We start from the raw sequence: 18,682 nt of genomic DNA, 5'->3' as shown, positions 1-18,682 counted from the left end.
GGCCCCGGCGGGGGGCTTGGGTCAGCTGAAGTCTGCCTCGTGTAACGGTTTGTTACGTCGACCTGGGTCACAAATCCCCGGAGTCCTCCCCGGTTTCCACCAACCCCGCCTGATGGGCCAGCAGCAGCAGGGCGTAGACGCCGGTTTCCGGTAGCAGCGGGTCCAGCCCCTCCTGGAAAATCAGGGCCTGACGGGCATCCTCGATGTCGGCGCGGTGCAGGCCGGTGATCAGTTCCGATACCGGTGCCAGCTCGAACGGCTGCTCCATGCCCACCGCCTCGAAGATCATTTCCACCAGCGCGTCGTCGGGGTCCAGACCGTCCACATAGACCACCTGGTCCGGCAGGTCCTCGTGCAGGGCGCGGGCCAGTTCGATCAGCGGCACGCCCTGTTCCTGCAGGTAGCGCAGATCCACGTCCGGCATCTCGTCATACGCCAGCCAGGCCTCGTCCGGCTCGATCACCACCACTTTCATCCGGCCGTCCGCCAGCGACCAGCTCATGGCCGTGGGCAGCAGGCCGTCTTCGGTTTCGCTGTACTCGATGTCAAGGAATCGGGGCACGGAGGTGTAGGCCAAGGGTCTCTCCTGTGAGCTTGCCTGTGGGATAGCCTGTAAGGCTGCATTGCCGTGGCGCCGGTCCGGAATTCCGGAGCCGGGATTGCGACAGGGTGGCTTATCGCGGCTGCGGCATCATGCCATACTGTCGGCCTCATTATCAGCCAAGCAAGGACACCATGGAACACGCGGATTTCAACCAGTCACTGCTCGATTTCCTGACCCACTCCCCGACCCCCTGGCACGCCACGCGGCAGATGACCGCCAGGCTGGATGCCGCCGGTTTCACCGAGCTGGACGAAAAGGACGAGTGGCAACTGGAGCAGGGCCGGGGCTACTACGTGGTGCGCAACGGCTCCTCCCTGGTGGCCTTCCAGACCGGGCGCAAGCCGGCGCTGGAGAGCGGGGTGCGCATGGTGGGTGCACATACCGACAGCCCCTGCCTGAAGGTGAAGCCCAACCCGGAGCTGCGCCGCAAGGGCTATTTCCAGGTGGGGGTGGAAGTCTACGGGGGCGTCCTGCTGAATCCCTGGTTCGACCGGGACCTGTCCCTGGCCGGCCGGGTGACCTATCGCGATGCCGACGGTGAGGTCCGGGACGCCCTGGTGGACTTCGCCAGGCCGGTGGCCTTCATTCCCAGCCTGGCGATCCACCTGGACCGGGAAGCCAACAGCAACCGGTCGGTGAACGCCCAGACCGATCTGCCGCCGGTGCTGATGCAGGTGGGCGAGGAGGACGCCACCCGCTTCCAGGACCTGGTACGGAACCAGATGCTGGTGCAGTCGCCGGAACTGAAGGTGGACAAGCTACTGGGCTACGAGCTCAACTTCTACGACTGCCAGCCAGCTGCGCTGATCGGCCTGAACCAGGACTTCGTGGCTTCTGCCCGGCTGGACAACCTGCTCAGCTGCCACATCGGCCTGCAGGCTCTGATCGACACCTCCGGCGACCAGCCGGCGCTGCTGGTGTGCAACGATCATGAGGAAGTGGGCAGCATGTCGGCGGAGGGTGCCCATGGGCCCTTCCTGGCCTCGGTGCTGGACCGCTGGGTGGGGGCGCAGGCGCGCAGCCGGGTCATCGCCCGCTCCATGATGGTGTCGGCGGACAATGCCCACGGCGTGCATCCGAATTTTGCCGACAAGCACGACGAGAATCACGGCCCCCTGCTGAACAAGGGCCCGGTGATCAAGGTCAATCACAACCAGCGCTACGCCACCAACAGCCGTTCGGCGGCGCTCTATCGACACATCAGCGAGGAGCTGGGGCTGCCCAGCCAGACCTTCGTGGTACGTAGCGACATGGGTTGCGGCAGCACCATCGGCCCGGTAACCGCCGGCAACCTGGGTATTACCACCCTGGATATCGGTGTGCCGCAGTGGGGCATGCATTCCATTCGGGAGATGGCGGGTGTGGCGGATGGCCACAACCTCTACCGGGTGCTGCGGGAATTCCTGCAGTGGCCGCAGGTAAACGGCTGAGGCCGGAAAACAGAAAAGCCGCTGTCCGGCAGCGGCTTTTCAGAATAGGTGGCTCCCCGAGCTGGGCTCGAACCAGCGACAAACGGATTAACAGTCCGTTGCTCTACCAACTGAGCTATCGGGGAACAGCGTCGTTGAGGCCGGCATATTAAGGAGTTTGATGACGCCGGTCAAGCCCATGAAATGAATGATTAAAGGTCCCCCAGTCCATGATCCAAGCCGGTCCTGACCGCAGCTCCCGCCCCGGTCCCTCCGACCCGTCTCACATTGGCCATGAACCCCATCCGGTACCCGCCGGTTACAGCCAGCGGGCCCTGCACTACCGGCCGCCGGTCTGGCTTCGGGGCGGCCACCTGCAGTCGGTATGGCCGACGCTGTTCCGCCGGGTGGCGCTGGAGGAGCCGGAGGTGGAGGTAATCGCCACGCCGGATAACGACGAGCTTCACCTGGACTGGTACCGCCAGGGCAGCGACCGCCTCGCCATCCTCTGCCACGGCCTGGAAGGTCACAGCCGCCGCTCCTACATGATCGGGCTTGCCCGGGCCCTGCTGCGGGACGGCTGGGACGTGCTGGCGTGGAACTTCCGTTCCTGCGGTGGTGTCATGAATCACCAGCCCCGCTTCTACCACAGTGGCGCCACCGAGGACCTGGACCAGGTAGTGCGTCACGCCCTGACCGGAGATTACCGCCGCCTGGGGCTGGCCGGCTTCAGTATGGGCGGCAACCTGACGCTGCTCTATCTGGCCCAGCAGGGGGAGCAGCTGGACAGCCGCATCGGGGGCGCGGTGACCTTCTCGGTACCCTGTGACCTGGCGGGCAGTGCCGATATGCTGGCCCGGCCCAGCCGGCGGATCTACATGAAGCGATTTCTGCGGGACCTGAAGGTCAAAATGCAGGCCAAGGCGGAGCGGTTTCCGGACCTGATCGATATCACCGGATTTGACAGTATTCGCAACTTTCACCAGTTTGACGACCTCTACACCGCGCCCCTGCACGGCTTCGCCAGTGCCCGGGACTACTGGGCCCGGTGCTCGGCGCTGGGTCGCCTGCGGGACATCCGGGTGCCGGCGCTGATGGTCAGTGCCGAGGACGATCCTTTCCTGTCGGAGGCCTGTTTCCCGGACTCACCGAAGCAGCTTGGCCGGCACGTTACCCTGGAGGCACCCCGCTGGGGCGGCCACGTGGGTTTTGTGGAGCAGTCACAGGATGGCTACTACTGGTCCGAACGCCGGGCCACGGTGTTCTTCAGTCAGCTTGCGCGCTCCTAGACCCGGTTTGTTCCAGCATGGGTTCGAGATGGGGCCAGAGGTTGTCCAGCAGCCGGGCCTGGGCGTCCCCGGTGGGGTGGATGCCGTCGTCCTGCATCATGCCGGGCTGGTTGTAGATGCCCTCCAGAAAGAAGGGCACCAGTTCGGTCTCCTTGGCCTCGGCCAGGTCGGGATAGATGTCGGCGAAAGCCTCAGTGTAGCGGGGGCCGTAATTGGGCGGCATCTGCATGCCCACCAGCAGAACCCGGGCACCGGACTCCTGGCTCAACTCGATCATTGTGGCCAGGTTGTTCTCAATGACACCCGGCGGAAAGCCCCGCAGGCCGTCGTTGCCGCCCAGCTCGATCACCACGATATCCGGCTGGTGGCGGGACAGCAGGTCCGGCAGCCGGCGCAGGCCGCCATCGGTGGTCTCGCCACTGATACTGGCGTTGACTACCGTCCAGTCGCCCTCAACGCGGCTGTCGAGGCGCTCCCGCAGCTGGGCCACCCAGGCTCTTTCGGTCTGGACGCCATAGGAGGCACTGAGGCTGTCGCCCATGATCAGGATGGCGCCGGAACCGGCCAGTGCCTGGGCACTGAGCACCAGCAGAGCCAGGAAAAGGATTGATCTCAGGGAAGTCTTTGCCGTATTGATAACCATCTCTCTTCTATTCTCGTGCCAGGAGTGCCTGTGAACGACCAAGCTCGAATCGACCGAAACGTCGGAGACACCATGCTGCGGGTTTCCGATCTGACCCACACCGTGGACCTGGGCAGTGATACGCTGACGATCTTGCAAGGGGTCAGTCTTGAAATCAAGCGCTCCGAATCCGTCGCCATTGTGGGCCGTTCCGGTTCCGGCAAGACCACTCTCCTGGGCCTGCTGGCGGGCCTGGACCTGCCCAGCGAGGGCGTGGTGGAGCTGGACGGCGCCCGAATCAGTGAGCTCAGCGAGGACAAGCGGGCCCAGATGCGGGCTCAGCGGGTGGGTTTCGTGTTCCAGTCGTTCCAGCTGCTGCCGGCCCTTACCGCGCTGGAGAACGTCATGCTGCCGCTGGAGCTTGGCGGCAGCGACGACCCCGAGGCGAAGGCGCGGGAGCTGCTGCGCCGGGTCGGCCTGGGGGAGCGCCTGCAGCACTCGCCCCGGCAGCTGTCCGGCGGTGAGCAGCAGCGGGTGGCCATTGCCCGGGCCTTTGCCGCCGACCCCATCATCCTGTTTGCCGACGAGCCCACCGGCAACCTGGACAACCACACCGGCCAGGCCATATCCGATCTGCTCATGGATCTCAACAAGGAGCAGGGCACCACCCTGGTGATGGTCACCCACGACGAGCAGCTGGCGGCCCGCTGCCAGCGCCAGTTCCAGATCGAGGCCGGCCGGCTCTCGGAGGCGGCGCCTGCCGGGAAGGCCGAGGCCCGCGCGGAGGCAGTGCAATGAGCAGCGCCACCCGCAAACTGTCCTCCGTGCGCCGGGACTGGCGCGAGCGCGACGTCCGGGTAGTGCTGTCGGCGCTGATCGTGGCGGTGGCGACGGTGGCAACCATCGCGCTGTTCGCCAGCCAGTTGCAGCAGACCCTGGTCACCTCCGCCAGCGCCTTTCTGGCCGGTGACCGCCAGCTGGAGGCCGAGAACGGCGAGAAGATTCCCGCCGAGTGGCGCCAGGAGGCCCGTAGCCGGGGCCTGCAAACCGCGCAAATGGTGGAGTTCTCCACCATGGTGTTCGGGGGCGAGGAGTTCCAGCTGGTGGCGGTCAAGGCCGTTGACAGCAATTACCCCCTGCGTGGCGAAATCGAGTTCCAGACCGCGCTGGACGCGCCCCGGCAGATGTTGACCAGAGGCCCGGAGCAGGGCCAGGTCTGGCTAAATCCGCGACTGCTCAAACTGCTGGACGTGTCGGTGGGGGATTCCATCGACGTGGGGGCCAGGTCCCTGGAGGTGAGCGGTCTGCTGATTCGGGAACCGGACGGCGGTTTCAACATGTCGGCGCTGGCGCCCAGGATCATGATGCACTCCGAGGATGTGCCGGCCACCGGCGTTATCCAGGAAGGCAGCCGGGTGGAGTACGTTAACCTGTTCGCCGGCGACGAGGCCGCGCTGCAGGCCTATTACGAGTGGCTGGAACCCCGTTTGGGCCCGAGCCATGAATGGGAGAGCATCCGCGACGGCCAGACTCTGTCGGATTCGCTGGAGCGGGCCGAGCGCTTCCTGCTGCTGGGGGGCAGCCTGGCGGTTTTGCTGGCGGCGGTGGCTGTCGCGGTCGCCAGCCGGCAGTACGCCCTGGGTCAGCGTGACACGGTGGCACTGCTCAAGACCCTCGGGGTGAGCAGCCGGGCCATTGGCCGGCTCTATCTCTCCCGCCTGGCGCTCTGGGGCTTGGTGGGCCTGGCCGGTGGACTGCTGGTGGCGCTGCCGCTGTTCTACCTGCTCACCCACCTGATGGCCCAGGCCCTGGACCGCGCCGTGGACCCCAGCATCGATTTGCTGGCCTTGAGCCCGGCCCTGTTGACCGCGGTGGTGTCGCTGTTCGCCTTTGCCTTCCCGCCGATCCGGCGGCTACGGGATGTGCCCGCCATGCGGGTGCTGCGCAGCCAGCCCGGCGAGTCCGGTCAGAAAGCTTGGCTGGATATCCTGATCGCAGTGGTGGCGGTGTTCGGCCTGGTGTGGCTCTACGCCCGGCAGATCGAGCTGGTGCTGGCGTTGCTGGGTGGCCTGGCCGCCCTGATGGCCATCCTGCTGGTGCTGGGCTGGGCCCTGGTGGCATCGCTGCGGCGCCTTTCCGGCGGCGGCAACGCCTGGCGGCTGGCGCTGGTGGGGCTCTACCGCCATCGCCGGGCCAGCCTTTCCCAGATTGCGGTCTTCGCCATGACCCTGATGCTGGCAACCACCCTGATCCTGGTGCGCTCGTCACTGCTGGAGGACTGGCAGGCCCAGCTGCCGGAGGACACGCCCAACCATTTCCTGATCAACATCGCCCCTGAAGCAGTGGACGATGTGGAGCAGTTCCTGGCGCAAAGGGACCTGCCGCTGGACACACTGTATCCGATGGTGCGCGGGCGCCTGACCGAGATCAACGGCGAGCCTGTACGCCAGGCGGTGAGCAAGGAAAACAACGTCAACGCCCTGAACCGGGAACTGAACCTGACCTGGATGGAGGACCTGCCGGAGGACAACCGCATCGTCGCTGGGGAATGGTTCGACCAGGGCCAGACCCGCGGAGTCTCTGTGGAGGCCGAACTGGCGGAAAAGCTGGGCGTACAGGTGGGGGATACCCTGGGCTTCACCATAGGCTCGGATACCATCTCCGAGCCCATTACCAGCATCCGCACGGTGCAGTGGGACAGCATGAAGCCCAACTTCTACATGGCCTTCCCGCCGGGCGGCGCGCTTGAGGGCATGCCGGCCACCTGGATCACCAGCTTCTATCTGCCCGAGGAACAGAAGTCCGACCTCAACAGTTTTGCCCGGGAATTCCCCACCATCTCGGTGCTGGAGCTGGACCATATCATCGAGCGCATCCAGGGCATCGTTCGCCAGGTGGCGCAGGCCATCGAGGCCATACTTGCGCTGATCCTGGCGGCGGCGCTGGTGGTGATGGCGGCGGTGGTGAGCGCCACCCTGCAGGACCGCCAGCGGGAGGGAGCTTTGCTGCGCACCCTTGGCGGGCGGCAATCCCTGTTGGTGCGCAGCACCATGCTGGAGTTTGCCCTGCTGGGCCTGTTTGCCGGCATCCTGGGGGTGCTGGCGGCGGAAGTGGCGGTGTGGGCCCTCCAATACCGCATGTTCCAGGGCGAGTTCCGCTGGCACTGGCAGATCGTCACCGTGATCCCGCTGATCAGCGCGCTGGTGCTGGCATTGCTGGGCCGGTGGCAACTCAGGCCGGTGCTCAGTGTATCGCCCATGCTGCTGCTGCGGCGTCTGGAGTAGGGCAGACAGGGTAGCCGCCCCCGGGCGGCGCCGGCTTACCGGTATTGGTGCAGTATGTCGGACAGCTCGCCGCTGTCCTTCATGATGGCCAGCTCACGGTCAAAATTCTCAACGAAGCTTTGCCAGCCCGGGGCCAGCATCAGGCGATAGCCAAAGTTGGAAATGGCGCCGTCGCTGACCTTGATCCGGTCCTGCCAGTCGTTGTTGCGGATGATCCAGAGGCCCACCGCCTCATCGGCCACCGCCACCTCGAAGTGATCGGCATCCAGCAGGAGGCGGAACATGTCCCTGTCCTTGGTGACGTCAAAGCGCTTGGCCCTGCCGGACTGGAATACCGGCTCCAGTTCCGGGTAACGATAGCCCAGGTGGGTGACCACGGTCTCGCCCTCGATGTCTGAAGGCACGCGGTAAAAGATCGGGTGGTCACGGGTGGTGAAGAAAACCTCCCGGATCCGCGTAATGGGCTGGGTGAACAGGAAACGCTCGGGCTTCTGGGTCCACTCCTTGGCCCGGGGGGTGGCGTCGATGTAGCCTTCCAGGATCATCTGGTCCACCCGCTTACGGGGAATCTTGTGGGGCACCACGCGGTAGTCCAGCCGCCTGGCTATGCGGGTAACCACATCCCAGACAATCCCGGAGTATTGGCCGTCCCTGCCGATGATCATATAGGGCGGGTAGCCGTTGGGACCCACGTTCAGGCGCAGAACACCGGCTTCGCGCATTTGGTTCGGATCGGTTGCCTGCGCCGATGTCTGGAATGTCAGGGCGAGGCACAGAAACAGAAGGGCTGAAAGCAGGCTTGGCGTTGGGCGATGGGGCATAGGTCCGACTCAGAAAGCCGCTGACTGGAAAGCCTCACAGCCAAAGAGGGCAGGTCCGTCCGCAACTTTTGTTTGGAAAACTGAATCTGGATTGTTGCTTTTCTAGACAGGTTTTTCAATCAGAAATCGCCAAGTAGCCCGGTGACCGGCGGGTGCCGGCCACCGGGCGGCCCCGTCAGGACCAGGCGCGTTGCAGTACCGCGCGGGCATCCTCGAGGCTGACTTCCTTCGGGTTGAACATGATCGAGCCGTCGTCCAGCGCCGCGGCGGCGATCCGGTCCAGCTGGCTTTCCTCCACTTTACCTGTTTCCTTGAGGGTCCGGGGCAGCTTGCAGCGCTTGTAGAGGGCATCCCGCAGGCGCCGGATCGCGGAGATCGAGGCTTCGGCCCGGCGGCTGGCCGGCGTGTTGGCGTAGGCTTCCGGGCCGTCCAGATAGAGCAGCAGTTCGCCCAGCGGTCCACGGATGGTCTCCAGGTTGTACTCCAGCACGTAAGGCAGGTACAGGCTCATGCATAGCCCGTGGGGCAGATGGCAGATGGCGCCGGTGGCGTGACCGAGCGCGTGTACCAGTCCCACCATGGAATTGGAGAAGGCGATGCCCGCCATCGTGGAGGCCTGGGCCAGTTCCAGCCGTGCGTCGGCGTCCTTGGGGTTGTCCATCACCGTCAGCAGCGAGGTGCTGATCTTCTTGATCGCCGAGGTGGCGTAGGCATCGCTCAGCGGATTCTTGGCCATGCAGGTGAAGGCTTCGGTGGCGTGGGTCATGGCATCCATGGCCGTCGCCGCGGTGATATGGGCCGGCAGGGTCAGGGTCATGCGGGGGTCGATGATGGCCGCATTGGGCAGCAGGAACGACGAGCTGAACGGCAGCTTGACGGATTTGTCCTGGTCCGCGATGACCGCCACCGCGGTCACTTCCGAGCCGGTGCCGGCGGTGGTGGGCACCACGAAGAAAGGCTTCAGCGGGCGCTTGAGCACGCCGGCGCCGACGTATTCGCCGATGTCGTCACCGCCTTCCGACACCAGGATGTTGACTGCCTTGGCAGTGTCGATGGCAGAGCCACCACCGATGGCGATGATGGAGTCGCACTTCTCGGCCCGGTAGACGCCGGTGATGTTCCTCACCACGGCGGTGGAGGAGTCCGGCGGCACGTCGTCATAGATGGAGACAATTTCCAGCCCGCTTTCCTCGCAGGCGGAAATCACCGGATCCAGCAGGCCGGCGGCCCGCACACCCTTGTCGGTGATGATCATCGGGCGCTTGGCGGCCAGGCCGGTCAGTTCGTAGGGAATGTGCTCCAGGGCGGCCTTGCCGGCGATCACCTTGACCGGGCAGAAAAACTCGTAATATTGGTTGCTCATGATGCTCTCACCGTATCGAAGAATTGGCTGGCCACTTTCAGGTAGATGCGGGCGGCGCTGATCACCTTGCTGGGCAGGTTGAGGTCCTTGGGGTACTCCTTGACCGCCCGGGAGGCCACCAGCTTGGGCAGGATGAAGGCTTCCAGGCGGTTGAGAATCCGGGTCATGCGGATGGCGTAGCCCAGGTCGCCGTCCACCAGCATCCGGTCGTTGGCAAAGGCCACGGACGTCTTTTCCTGGAACGACAGCACCAGGAACGCGTGGGCGATATGCTTGAACTGGATCGACAGGTCCACCGACCGGGGGGCGGTGTCACCGTGATACTGGAAGGCGCCGGCGCCCAGATGCTCGATGACCAGCCTGGGGCCGTTGGGCATCACCATCATTTCGAACAGAAAACCGTTGGGCAGGGTCCGAGCCTCGGCCTGGACCTTGTCGTCCACCTCGCTGATGGCCTGCAGGGCCTGGCCCATGACCTGGAACATGACCTCCACATAGAGACGGCGCGCCTGCAGGGCCATGGGTTTGATACGTCGGGTTAGCATGAGTTCGGTCCGCCTTTGGTTGGGGAACGGTTTGGGTTCGGGCTAGGCTGATTTTTAGAGTTATTGCTCTAGAAGTCAATGCAGTCCCTGACACAAATACGCCGTCACTGCGGCCAAAGCCCGAATTCATGGCAGGCAGAAGCCCCAGCGGCGTGCTGGCAGTCGAGAAAACCTGACAAGGTGGTGGCCGTGGGCAGGACGGTGTGCGCAGGTTGGCACACCATTCTGCCGGGGCCTGGAGAACCGCTATCCCTGGGTCAGGGCGGCCAGTTTGCGCTGGGCTTCCTGGCCAATCTCACCCTCGGCCTTGGCGGCCTGGCTGTAGAACTGCAGGGCATCCTGGCGGCGGCCCTGGGCGACGGCGATATCCCCGAGCTTGAGAAAGGCGATGGAGGTGGGTACCACGTCGTTGGCGGCCTTGAAGTCCTGCTGGGCCTGGCTCAGGTTGTTCAGCTCCATTTCATGAAGCCCGCGCTGGAGCCGGTAACTGAACATCTCCGGGTACAGGGAGACCGCCTTGTCGTAATCCGCCTTGGCCTGCCTGGTGGCATTCTTCTGCTCGTGAAGGTAGCCGCGGAAGGCGTAGAAGCCCGCTTCGTCCGGCTCGATCCGGATGGCCTCGTTGATCTTGGCCATGGCGGCGTCGATCTTGCCGTCCTTGGCCAGTTTCTGGGCTTCCTGTTCGGCCTCATAGGCGGGCTGATGCTTGCGCAGGTAACTCAGCTTCTCCTGGTAGACCTCGCGGCCCAGGTAGCCACCGGCGCCGATCTTGTTGACCAGTTCCTGGTTCTCCTCAACCCGTTTCTGGGAGGGCGGGTGAGTGGCAAACAGGCCCTGCAGGAATCCCGGCGGGGTCTGGCCCTCCGACAGCCGGACGAAGATTTTCTGCAGCTCCACCGCCGCCTGGGGATCGTAGCCGGCCTCCTTCATGTAGCGGATGCCGTAATGGTCCGACTCCAGCTCGTTGCTCTGGCTGTATTGGGCCAGGGCGATCTGGCTGCCCACTGCGGCCCCGCCCATCACCAGGCCGGCCCACTCGTTGTCGGACAGGGCAAGGCCAAGCCCGGCCAGCCCGGCACTGACGATCATGCCCTGCTGCATACGCTGGACGCTGTGGCGGGCGGCGGCGTGGACGATCTCGTGCCCCAGCACGGCCGCCAGCTGGGCCTCGTTGTCGAACTCCAGCAGCAGGCCCCGGTTGATGCCGATCTTGCCGGCGGGCAAGGCCCAGGCGTTGGGTACGCTGCTGTTGATGACCTCGAATTCATAGGGCAGGTCGGGCCGGTCGCTTACCGCCGCCAGCTTCTGGCCGACTTCATTGACGTAAACCGTCAGCTCCGGGTCCAGGTAATACTTGCCCCCCTGCATCTGCAGCGTGGGCTGGTATTGCTCCTTGCCGATCTGCATTTCCTGGCTTTCGGGGATCAGCGACAGCTGCTTCTCGCCGGTGACCGGGTTGACGGAACAGCCCGCCAGCACAGCAAGCAGACCAACAAGGAGGACACACTGGGTTGCGGTTCGGGTGATCACATTCGGCTCCCGTAGTTTCAAGCATGGCCAGGATCAGGGATGGACAGCGTCAAGCAAGGATGCGAGCGGCCCTGGCCCGGTTTTTCCAGATGTTATAACACAGTTGCGGCGGATACGATCACCGCCTTGCCGGTGGAGGGCCCCCGGCTGATGGGGTATTATCTGTGCCCCGTTTGACCTAACGCCGGACCCCTTTCATGGCCGCTGCCGTCCTCGAATTGATCGCTCTTGCCTGGTTCCTGGTCTGCTGGATCGGCTACAGCGAATATTCCCGACGCCGTGCCGGCAGCCGGCCCTGCCTCTCCAACACCCTGGATCTGTACCGGGAGGACTGGATGCGGTACATGATCCGCCGTGAGAACCGGATTTCCGACGCATCGGTGGTGGGCAACCTGGAGCGCAACGGCGCCTTTTTCGCCTCCAGCTGCCTGCTGATCCTGGCCGGTATCATCACCGCGCTGGGCTACACCCAGGAGGTCATGGAAGTGTTCGCGGCGCTGCCCTTCGGCACTGTGCCCAGCCGGGAGATCTGGGAGCTGCGGCTGGTAACCCTGCTGCTGGTGTTCGTCTACGCTTTCTTCAAGTTCACCTGGTCCATGCGGCTTTATAATTTCGTGGCGGTGCTGATCGGCAGCGCGCCCAGCCCGGAGGACGGCAAGACCAGCCCGGCGGCCCGGGAGGCTTTTGCCGTCAGCGCCGCCAGGGTCTGCAACCAGGCCGGAGACGCCTTCAACCTGGGACTGCGCTCCTACTATTACGCCCTGGCGGTGGTGACCTGGTTCATCCATCCGCTGTTCTGCATCGTCGCCTCCACCTGGGTGGTGTACGTGCTCTACCGGCGCGAATTCCGGTCGGTTGCGCTGGAGGCCCTGCGTTCGGGCAAGGTTTTCGAAGAACCGGAAAAGCCCGCCTGAAAACCGTCAGGCGTTTGCCCGGGCCACTGTGAAATACCCGAAACCAACTGCTAGGCTGATTTGATGACTGACGCCAACCGCATGGACCGGGTCAACCGGTTTATACAGACCCTCAATCAGGCCCGGGAGCTGGGCCTGACCGTCACCGACGCCAGCGACAAGCATCTGGTGCTCTGCCTGCCCTACAGCGAGAGAATCATCGGCAATCCCCAGACCCGGGTCATCCATGGCGGCGCCATCACCACGCTGATGGACACCACTTCCGGCTCGGTGATGATCTGCGCGCTGCCGGAGTTCGAGCTTTGCCCGACCCTCGACCTGCGGGTGGACTACATGCGCCCGGCCGAACCCGACCTGCCGGTGTATGCCCGGGCCGAGGTCTACCGGATGACCCGCAACATCGTGTTCACCCGCTGCGAGGCCTACCAGGCGGAGGGCGAAACCGTGGCCCAGTGCGTGGGCACCTTCATGCGGATCGGCCGCGAGGCGACACCCAAGGCCTATCGGGACCTGATCACCGGAGGTGCCGAATGACCTCGCCGGAGATCCTCAACCACACCCAGCAGACCGGTGACTTCAGCCGCATGCTGGAGAGCATTCCTTACGCCCGCTTTATCGGCCTGCAGTGCGACCGCTTCGGGGACGACCTCATCTTCCGCCTGCCCACCAAGCCCGAGAACCTGGGCAACCCCATCCTGCCGGCCATTCACGGGGGCGTGATCGGCGGTTTCATGGAAACCTCCGCCGCCATCTACCTGATGATGTCCCAGGACACTTTCCGGGTGCCCAAGATCGTGGATTTTTCCCTTGATTATCTGCGGGCCGGTCTGGACCGGGAGACCTTCGCCGAGTGTCATCTCACCCGTCAGGGCAACCGTGTCGCCAACGTCCAGGTCACCGCCTGGCAGAAATCCCGGCGTCAGCCGATTGCCACCGCCCGGGCGCATTTCCTGCTGAACGACTGAGCACGGGTTTCCCGGCTTGAAGGCACTTGAAAACCCCGACCCGGGCCCCATTTCTCCTGACAGCCAACCGACCCGGTCCATGACCAAGACAAGCAGTCAGGAGAACCTCAAGCCATGACGGTCGAATCCAAGAAAGAAACCCTGGGTTTCCAAACCGAGGTGAAGCAGCTGCTCCACCTGATGATCCACTCGCTGTATTCCAACAAGGAAATCTTCCTGCGCGAGCTGATCTCCAATGCCTCCGACGCCGAGGACAAACTGCGCTTCGCCGCCCTCAAGGACGACAGCCTGTTCGAGGACGACCCGGACCTGAAGATCCGTCTCGACTACGACGAGAAGAAGCGCACGGTCACCATCACCGACAACGGCATCGGCATGACCCGGGACGAGGTGATCGAGAACCTGGGCACCATCGCCCGGTCCGGCACCGCGGAATTCCTCGGCCAGCTCACCGGTGACGAGAAAAAGGACAGCAAGCTGATCGGCCAGTTCGGTGTCGGCTTCTACTCCGCCTTTATCGTCTCCGAGCGGGTCGAAGTCTTCACCCGCAAGGCCGGCCGGCCCGCCGAGGAGGGCGTGCACTGGGAATCCGCCGGTGAGGGCGAGTTCTCCATCGAGCAGGTCACGCGAGAAGCCCGCGGCACCCAGATCGTGCTGCACCTCAAGAAGGAAGAGAAAGAGTTTGCCAGCGGCTACCGCCTGCGCAATCTGGTCAAGAAGTACTCCGACCACATCTCCTTCCCGGTGGTAATGAAGTCCGAGGACCCGGAGTCCGAAGCCAAGGAAGAAACCGTCAACGACGCCACCGCGCTCTGGACCCTGCCGCGCACCGAGATCAAGGACGAAGAGTACAAACAGTTCTACAAGCACATTGCCCACGATTTCGAGGACCCGCTGACCTGGTCCCACAACAAGGTGGAAGGCAAGCTGGACTACACCAGCCTGCTTTACATCCCGGGCCGGGCGCCGTTCGACCTGTACCAGCGTGATGCTTCCCGTGGCCTCAAGCTGTACGTGCAGCGAGTGTTCATCATGGACGATGCCGAGCAGTTCCTGCCGCTGTACCTGCGTTTCACCAAGGGTGTGATCGATTCCAACGACCTGTCCCTGAACGTGTCCCGGGAGATCCTGCAGAACGACAGCACCGTGGAGAGCATCCGTTCCGCCGTCACCAAGCGGGTCCTGGACATGCTGTCGAAACTGGCCAACAAGGACCCCGACAAGTACCAGACCTTCTGGAATGAGTTCGGTACCGTGATGAAGGAAGGTCCGGCGGAGGATTTCTCAAACCAGGAAAAGATTGCCAAGCTGCTGCGCTTTGCCAGCACCCACACCGGTGACAAGACCCAGAACGTGTCCCTGGACGACTACATCGGCCGCATGAAGGAAGGTCAGAAGAAGATCTACTACATCACCGCCGATACCTTCACCGCCGCCAAGAGCAGCCCGCACCTGGAGGTCTTCCGCAAGAAAGGCGTCGAAGTGCTGATCCTGTCCGACCGCATCGACGAGTGGATGATGGGCTACCTCAACGAATACGACGGCAAGCAGTTCCAGGATGTGGCCCGTGGCGATCTGGACCTGGGCGAGGTGGAGACCGAAGAGGACAAGAAGCACCAGGAGGAGGCCACTGAGGCCCACAAGGACCTGCTGGAACAGGTCAAGAAGTCCCTGGGTGACAGGGTGCAGGACGTGCGGGTGACCAAGCGCCTGACCGACTCGCCGGCCTGCCTGGTGGTGGCCGAGCACGACATGGGCCTGCAGATGCGCAAGATCATGGAAGCGGCCGGCCAGAAGGTGCCGGAAAGCAAGCCCATTTTTGAGCTCAACACCGACCATCCGCTGGTGCAGCGCTTGGAGCACGAGAAGAGTGACGAGCGCTTCGACGAGCTCTCCGCGGTGCTGTTCGACCAGGCCACCCTGGCCAGCGGCGAGCAGCTGGAAGACCCGGGTGCTTACGTCAGCCGGCTCAACCGCCTGCTGCTGGACCTGAGCAACTGACAGGCCCATGCAGCACCTGGACGTGGACATCGCGATCACCCCGGATGAGTGGGTGAAACTCTACCAGGGGGTGGCCCGCGATGTTCACGCCACGGCCCGGGACGGGCGCAGTGTCCGTTTCCCGGCCCGTATCCTGTCCCGTTTCTACCTGCGTGACGGGATACGCGGCAGTTTCCGGATTCACTTTGACAGCACCGGCAAGTTCACACGTATCGAACGTCTGGACTGACGCCCCCCACACGGTCTCTCCTTCGCCTTTCCATAGCCCCTGCCACTTGGCGTCCCGGTCGATAGCCAAATTCTTTCACGGCCCCTCGAATAATTGATTTACCAGCCGGCATTTTCTGGACTAGATTGAGAGATAGATCCTCAGAGGAGGAGGTGGCCATGTCGATACATATCCGCGGGCTTGGGCGGCGCTACCGTCTCAGGCTCGAGACCTGGTTCGAATACGCCGGCAACTACGCCCTGGGGCAGTAGCACCAGCGTTCCGACCAGCAAAGCATCCAGTACGACCGGGGGGCGGGATTCCCGCCCGGCGATCCTGGTGAGAGAGTGCCGGCCGTTTTTACGGCCGGCTTTTTTTTGATCAGAAAACCGCTAGAATGCCGGCCCGATACCATGTAATTGCAGCTACTCCGGAGAGTTCATGCGCATCATTCTTGCGCCCATGGAGGGTCTGGTTGACGCCCCCATTCGCGAAACCCTGACCCAGGTGGGGGGCATCGACCGCTGCGTGACGGAATTTATCCGGGTCACCCACGGCATGCTGCCGCCCCGTATTTTCCTCAAGTACGCCCCTGAGCTGCCCAACCAGTGCCGCACCCGCAGCGGCGTGCCGGTGGCGGTCCAGCTGCTGGGCTCGGACCCCCATCAGATGGCCCTGCATGGCGCCCGCGCCGCCGAGCTGGGCGCGCCCCAGGTGGACATCAACTTTGGCTGCCCCGCCAAGACGGTCAACAAGCACAAGGGAGGGGCGGTGCTCCTGAAGGAGCCCGACCTGCTGTATCGAATCACCGCCGCGGTGCGCGCCGCGGTGCCGGACCACATCCCGGTGACCGCGAAAATGCGCCTGGGCTACGACGACCGGTCCATGGGCGTGGCTTGCGGCCAGGCCCTGGAGGCCGCCGGTGCGGCCGAGATCGTCATCCACGCCCGCAGCAAGGTGGATGGCTATCGGCCGCCAGCCTATTGGGAGGAGGTTGGCCGGGTCCGCGAGGCGGTCCAGACCCACGTCATTGCCAACGGCGAGATCTGGACAGTAGAGGATTACTGGCGCTGCCGGGAAGTGTCCGGCTGTGACGACATCATGATCGGCCGGGGCCTGATCTCAAGACCGGACCTGGCAGCCCAGATCAAAGCCAGCCAGCGCGGCGCCACCTTGCCGGCCATGACCTGGGCCGAGGCGGTGGAGCTGGTGCGCGGCTATGGCCAGGCGCTGCAGGGTCATCTCGAAGACAAGTACGTGGCCGGGCGCATCAAGCAATGGCTCAACTACCTGCGCCGGGGCTTTGCCGAGGCCGAGGCGGTGTGGCCCCAGGCCCGCAAGATCCGGGAACTGGACGCGCTCTATGCCACCTTGGCCGGTGCCGCTGCCAAGCGCCAGGCGGCGTGAGCGAGACCCCGCGGCCCAATCCGCTCACCGAGGTCTACCGTGACCGCTGGCTGCTGGCGGTGCACAAGCCCGCCGGCCTGCTGGTGCACCGCAGTCCCATCGACCGTCACGAGACCGAATTCGCGTTGCAGTACGCCCGCGCCCTGAATGGCGGCGAGCACGTCTACCCGGCACATCGTCTGGACCGGCCCACCTCGGGGCTGCTGCTGTTCGCCCGGGACCCGGAGGCCGCCCGCCGCCTCGGCCAGACCCTGATGGCGGGCGGGGTCACCAAGACCTACTTGGCCATGGTGCGGGGCTGGGTGCCGGCGCTGGGGCTGATCGACCATCCCCTGCGGGAGGAGCCGGAGGACCGCAGGCGCAAGGGCGAGCCCCAGCCGGTCCGGGAGGCCCGAACCCGCTACCGGTGCCTGGCCACCACCGAACTCCCGGTGGCCATCGAGGGTTACCCCAGCAGCCGCTACAGCCTGGTGGCACTGCATCCGGAAACCGGCCGCAAGCATCAGCTGCGCCGCCATATGAAGCACATCCACCATCCCATCATCGGTGACGCCAACCACGGCCGGGGTCGTCACAACCGCTATTTCGCGGAGCGCTTCCCACCCGGTCGGCTGATGCTGGCGGCCACCGCGTTGAGCATGCAGCATCCGGTCACCGGCGAGCCGCTGGCGCTGTACTCGGAGCCTGAGGCCAGTTTCCGGCAGGTGCTATCGGTATTCGGCGACCCTGCTGCAATGGAAGCTGCTTGCAGGGGCCAAAGCGATTAAACTGGCGCCAGCTCGTTGGCGCCGTGAAGGACATCCATGCACCCCGTACTGATCTCGATCTCGCTGCTCATCGTCAGCAATGTGTTCATGACCTTCGCCTGGTACGCCCACCTCAAGGAGCTCAACCACAAGCCCTGGATCATTGCGGCGCTGGTAAGCTGGGGTGTGGCCCTGCTGGAATACCTGTTCCAGGTGCCCGCCAACCGGATCGGCTACACGGTGCTGTCGGTAGGCCAGCTCAAGATCCTGCAGGAAGTCATTACCCTGACCGTATTCGTGCCTTTCTCGGTGATGTACCTGAAGGAGCCGCTGAAACTGGACTATCTCTGGGCCGGACTCTGCCTTGTGGGAGCGGTCTATTTCATGTTCCGCAGCAAGCTTGTCTGAGCCGCGCTGGTAAACATTGAGGCTTTCTAACCGGTGGTGGCCTCGATGCGATCAATCACAAGCTCGAACGGGCCTTCCCGCCGGTCGGCGATCAGGAATCCCAGCTCCACCACGTCCGATGGATCGAAGGGCGGGCCGCTCAGGCGCCGGCCGCGGAACACCGGCTGCAGATCCGTGAAGGGCAGGGTGATGGTCTGCCACTGGCCCGCCCGGGTGTCGAACTGGCCGCGGTAGGCGATTCGGGAGGAACCATAGCGGGCGCTGGTGTAGAGCCGGAACTGGTAACGGCGGCCGTCGCCCTTGACCGCCAGGCTGATGGCGTTGAAAGCGCTGAGGTCGTAATGCCGGACACTGGCCCGGATCGAGGAGAACCCGCCGTTGTTGGCCAGGGAAGTCTCCCCCCGGAATATCAGCCGGCCATCGTGAACCAGAGGCTCCCCTTCGGACTCGCCGCCCATGACCTCGTCATTGATGGCCCGCCACCGGGGCTCGTTGGCACTGCCGTCAAAGCGGCACAGGATTGTCTCCGAAGTATCGCCCAACATGGTGCTCCCGCAAACGAATGG

19 protein-coding genes and 1 tRNA gene are annotated in these 18,682 nt (G+C 64.2%); 12 read left to right on the top strand and 8 right to left on the bottom strand.

The window, feature by feature from the left end:
• Positions 1–67: 67 nt before the first annotated feature.
• The gene (locus tag R3280_RS04755) at positions 68–577 is read right to left on the bottom strand and encodes a hypothetical protein (RefSeq protein WP_318997433.1); all 510 of its coding nucleotides are present in this window, start codon (positions 575–577) and stop codon (positions 68–70) included.
• Positions 578–735: 158 nt separating this feature from the next.
• On the opposite strand from R3280_RS04755, the gene R3280_RS04750 reads away from it, so the two are divergent.
• Positions 736–2,034 carry a M18 family aminopeptidase gene (locus R3280_RS04750; RefSeq protein WP_318997432.1) on the top strand — a complete coding sequence of 433 codons (1,299 nt, stop codon included), beginning with the start codon at positions 736–738 and terminating at the stop codon, positions 2,032–2,034.
• 49 nt (positions 2,035–2,083) lie between these two features.
• Here R3280_RS04750 and R3280_RS04745 read toward each other — a convergent pair.
• A tRNA-Asn gene (locus R3280_RS04745) sits at positions 2,084–2,159 on the bottom strand.
• A gap of 84 nt (positions 2,160–2,243) precedes the next feature.
• Here R3280_RS04745 and R3280_RS04740 point away from each other — a divergent pair.
• Complete coding sequence (locus R3280_RS04740; protein WP_318997431.1) at positions 2,244–3,302, top strand: YheT family hydrolase; 1,059 nt, start codon at positions 2,244–2,246, stop codon at positions 3,300–3,302.
• Here the strand turns inward: R3280_RS04740 and R3280_RS04735 are convergent.
• Positions 3,280–3,945 (bottom strand): arylesterase, encoded by a 666-nt coding sequence (locus tag R3280_RS04735; protein WP_318997430.1) that lies wholly within the window; start codon positions 3,943–3,945, stop codon positions 3,280–3,282. The two genes, R3280_RS04740 and R3280_RS04735, sit on opposite strands and share 23 nt — an antisense overlap.
• Positions 3,946–4,017: 72 nt before the next feature.
• Between R3280_RS04735 and R3280_RS04730 the strand changes: the two genes are divergently transcribed.
• Positions 4,018–4,722, top strand: a complete 705-nt coding sequence (locus R3280_RS04730; protein WP_318997449.1) for an ABC transporter ATP-binding protein — start codon at positions 4,018–4,020, stop codon at positions 4,720–4,722.
• Positions 4,719–7,208, top strand: coding sequence for an ABC transporter permease (locus R3280_RS04725; RefSeq protein ID WP_318997429.1), 2,490 nt, complete (start codon positions 4,719–4,721; stop codon positions 7,206–7,208). The genes R3280_RS04730 and R3280_RS04725 overlap by 4 nt, the downstream gene beginning before the upstream one ends.
• A 35-nt stretch (positions 7,209–7,243) precedes the next feature.
• On the opposite strand, the gene R3280_RS04720 is transcribed toward R3280_RS04725, so the two are convergent.
• The 4 genes from R3280_RS04720 to R3280_RS04705 all read right to left on the bottom strand — a co-directional run bounded on the left by R3280_RS04720 (position 7,244) and on the right by R3280_RS04705 (position 11,467).
• Positions 7,244–7,930 carry a substrate-binding periplasmic protein gene (locus tag R3280_RS04720; protein ID WP_318997428.1) on the bottom strand — a complete coding sequence of 229 codons (687 nt, stop codon included), beginning with the start codon at positions 7,928–7,930 and terminating at the stop codon, positions 7,244–7,246.
• A gap of 274 nt (positions 7,931–8,204) precedes the next feature.
• Positions 8,205–9,392 (bottom strand): iron-containing alcohol dehydrogenase, encoded by a 1,188-nt coding sequence (locus R3280_RS04715; protein ID WP_318997427.1) that lies wholly within the window; start codon positions 9,390–9,392, stop codon positions 8,205–8,207.
• A complete protein-coding gene (locus R3280_RS04710; protein ID WP_318997426.1) occupies positions 9,389–9,937 on the bottom strand; it encodes a hypothetical protein in 549 nt (182 codons plus the stop codon). Before R3280_RS04710 ends, R3280_RS04715 begins: the two co-directional genes overlap by 4 nt.
• Before the next feature lie 246 nt (positions 9,938–10,183).
• Complete coding sequence (locus tag R3280_RS04705) at positions 10,184–11,467, bottom strand: M48 family metalloprotease (RefSeq protein ID WP_318997425.1); 1,284 nt, start codon at positions 11,465–11,467, stop codon at positions 10,184–10,186.
• Positions 11,468–11,664: 197 nt separating this feature from the next.
• Between R3280_RS04705 and R3280_RS04700 the strand changes: the two genes are divergently transcribed.
• From R3280_RS04700 to R3280_RS04665, 8 genes are all read left to right on the top strand, one after another.
• On the top strand, positions 11,665–12,381 hold the full coding sequence (locus R3280_RS04700; RefSeq protein WP_318997424.1) for a DUF599 domain-containing protein: 717 nt from the start codon (positions 11,665–11,667) through the stop codon (positions 12,379–12,381).
• Positions 12,382–12,444: 63 nt separating this feature from the next.
• Entirely contained in the window at positions 12,445–12,915 is a 471-nt protein-coding gene (locus R3280_RS04695) for a PaaI family thioesterase (protein ID WP_318997423.1), read from the top strand.
• The gene (locus tag R3280_RS04690) at positions 12,912–13,346 is read left to right on the top strand and encodes a PaaI family thioesterase (RefSeq protein WP_318997422.1); all 435 of its coding nucleotides are present in this window, start codon (positions 12,912–12,914) and stop codon (positions 13,344–13,346) included. Before R3280_RS04695 ends, R3280_RS04690 begins: the two co-directional genes overlap by 4 nt.
• A 114-nt stretch (positions 13,347–13,460) precedes the next feature.
• Positions 13,461–15,347 carry a molecular chaperone HtpG gene (htpG, locus tag R3280_RS04685; RefSeq protein ID WP_318997421.1) on the top strand — a complete coding sequence of 629 codons (1,887 nt, stop codon included), beginning with the start codon at positions 13,461–13,463 and terminating at the stop codon, positions 15,345–15,347.
• A gap of 7 nt (positions 15,348–15,354) precedes the next feature.
• Entirely contained in the window at positions 15,355–15,576 is a 222-nt protein-coding gene (locus tag R3280_RS04680) for a DUF2835 domain-containing protein (protein WP_318997420.1), read from the top strand.
• Positions 15,577–15,996: 420 nt separating this feature from the next.
• On the top strand, positions 15,997–16,962 hold the full coding sequence (locus R3280_RS04675) for a tRNA dihydrouridine synthase (RefSeq protein WP_318997419.1): 966 nt from the start codon (positions 15,997–15,999) through the stop codon (positions 16,960–16,962).
• Positions 16,959–17,729, top strand: coding sequence for a pseudouridine synthase (locus tag R3280_RS04670; RefSeq protein ID WP_318997418.1), 771 nt, complete (start codon positions 16,959–16,961; stop codon positions 17,727–17,729). Before R3280_RS04675 ends, R3280_RS04670 begins: the two co-directional genes overlap by 4 nt.
• Positions 17,730–17,765: 36 nt before the next feature.
• A complete protein-coding gene (locus R3280_RS04665; protein ID WP_318997417.1) occupies positions 17,766–18,116 on the top strand; it encodes a DMT family protein in 351 nt (116 codons plus the stop codon).
• Between the two features lie 26 nt (positions 18,117–18,142).
• Here the strand turns inward: R3280_RS04665 and R3280_RS04660 are convergent, their stop codons facing one another.
• Complete coding sequence (locus R3280_RS04660) at positions 18,143–18,661, bottom strand: CIA30 family protein (RefSeq protein ID WP_318997416.1); 519 nt, start codon at positions 18,659–18,661, stop codon at positions 18,143–18,145.
• Between the last annotated feature and the right edge of the window lie 21 nt (positions 18,662–18,682).

Origin of the sequence: Marinobacter sp., from assembly GCF_033722195.1 — a bacterium.
Classification (GTDB): domain Bacteria; phylum Pseudomonadota; class Gammaproteobacteria; order Pseudomonadales; family Oleiphilaceae; genus Marinobacter.
Note: the sequence above shows the minus strand (reverse complement) of the source record. Positions and strands in the feature narration are given on the sequence as shown.

Coding starts and splice junctions, on each gene's coding strand:
- R3280_RS04750 (WP_318997432.1), top strand. CDS start 736: ATGGAACACGCGGATTTCAACCAGTCACTGCTCGATTTCCTGACCCAC.
- R3280_RS04740 (WP_318997431.1), top strand. CDS start 2,244: ATGATCCAAGCCGGTCCTGACCGCAGCTCCCGCCCCGGTCCCTCCGAC.
- R3280_RS04735 (WP_318997430.1), bottom strand. CDS start 3,945: ATGGTTATCAATACGGCAAAGACTTCCCTGAGATCAATCCTTTTCCTG.
- R3280_RS04730 (WP_318997449.1), top strand. CDS start 4,018: ATGCTGCGGGTTTCCGATCTGACCCACACCGTGGACCTGGGCAGTGAT.
- R3280_RS04725 (WP_318997429.1), top strand. CDS start 4,719: ATGAGCAGCGCCACCCGCAAACTGTCCTCCGTGCGCCGGGACTGGCGC.
- R3280_RS04720 (WP_318997428.1), bottom strand. CDS start 7,930: ATGCGCGAAGCCGGTGTTCTGCGCCTGAACGTGGGTCCCAACGGCTAC.
- R3280_RS04715 (WP_318997427.1), bottom strand. CDS start 9,392: ATGAGCAACCAATATTACGAGTTTTTCTGCCCGGTCAAGGTGATCGCC.
- R3280_RS04710 (WP_318997426.1), bottom strand. CDS start 9,937: ATGCTAACCCGACGTATCAAACCCATGGCCCTGCAGGCGCGCCGTCTC.
- R3280_RS04700 (WP_318997424.1), top strand. CDS start 11,665: ATGGCCGCTGCCGTCCTCGAATTGATCGCTCTTGCCTGGTTCCTGGTC.
- R3280_RS04695 (WP_318997423.1), top strand. CDS start 12,445: ATGACTGACGCCAACCGCATGGACCGGGTCAACCGGTTTATACAGACC.
- R3280_RS04690 (WP_318997422.1), top strand. CDS start 12,912: ATGACCTCGCCGGAGATCCTCAACCACACCCAGCAGACCGGTGACTTC.
- htpG (WP_318997421.1), top strand. CDS start 13,461: ATGACGGTCGAATCCAAGAAAGAAACCCTGGGTTTCCAAACCGAGGTG.
- R3280_RS04680 (WP_318997420.1), top strand. CDS start 15,355: ATGCAGCACCTGGACGTGGACATCGCGATCACCCCGGATGAGTGGGTG.
- R3280_RS04675 (WP_318997419.1), top strand. CDS start 15,997: ATGCGCATCATTCTTGCGCCCATGGAGGGTCTGGTTGACGCCCCCATT.
- R3280_RS04665 (WP_318997417.1), top strand. CDS start 17,766: ATGCACCCCGTACTGATCTCGATCTCGCTGCTCATCGTCAGCAATGTG.
- R3280_RS04660 (WP_318997416.1), bottom strand. CDS start 18,661: ATGTTGGGCGATACTTCGGAGACAATCCTGTGCCGCTTTGACGGCAGT.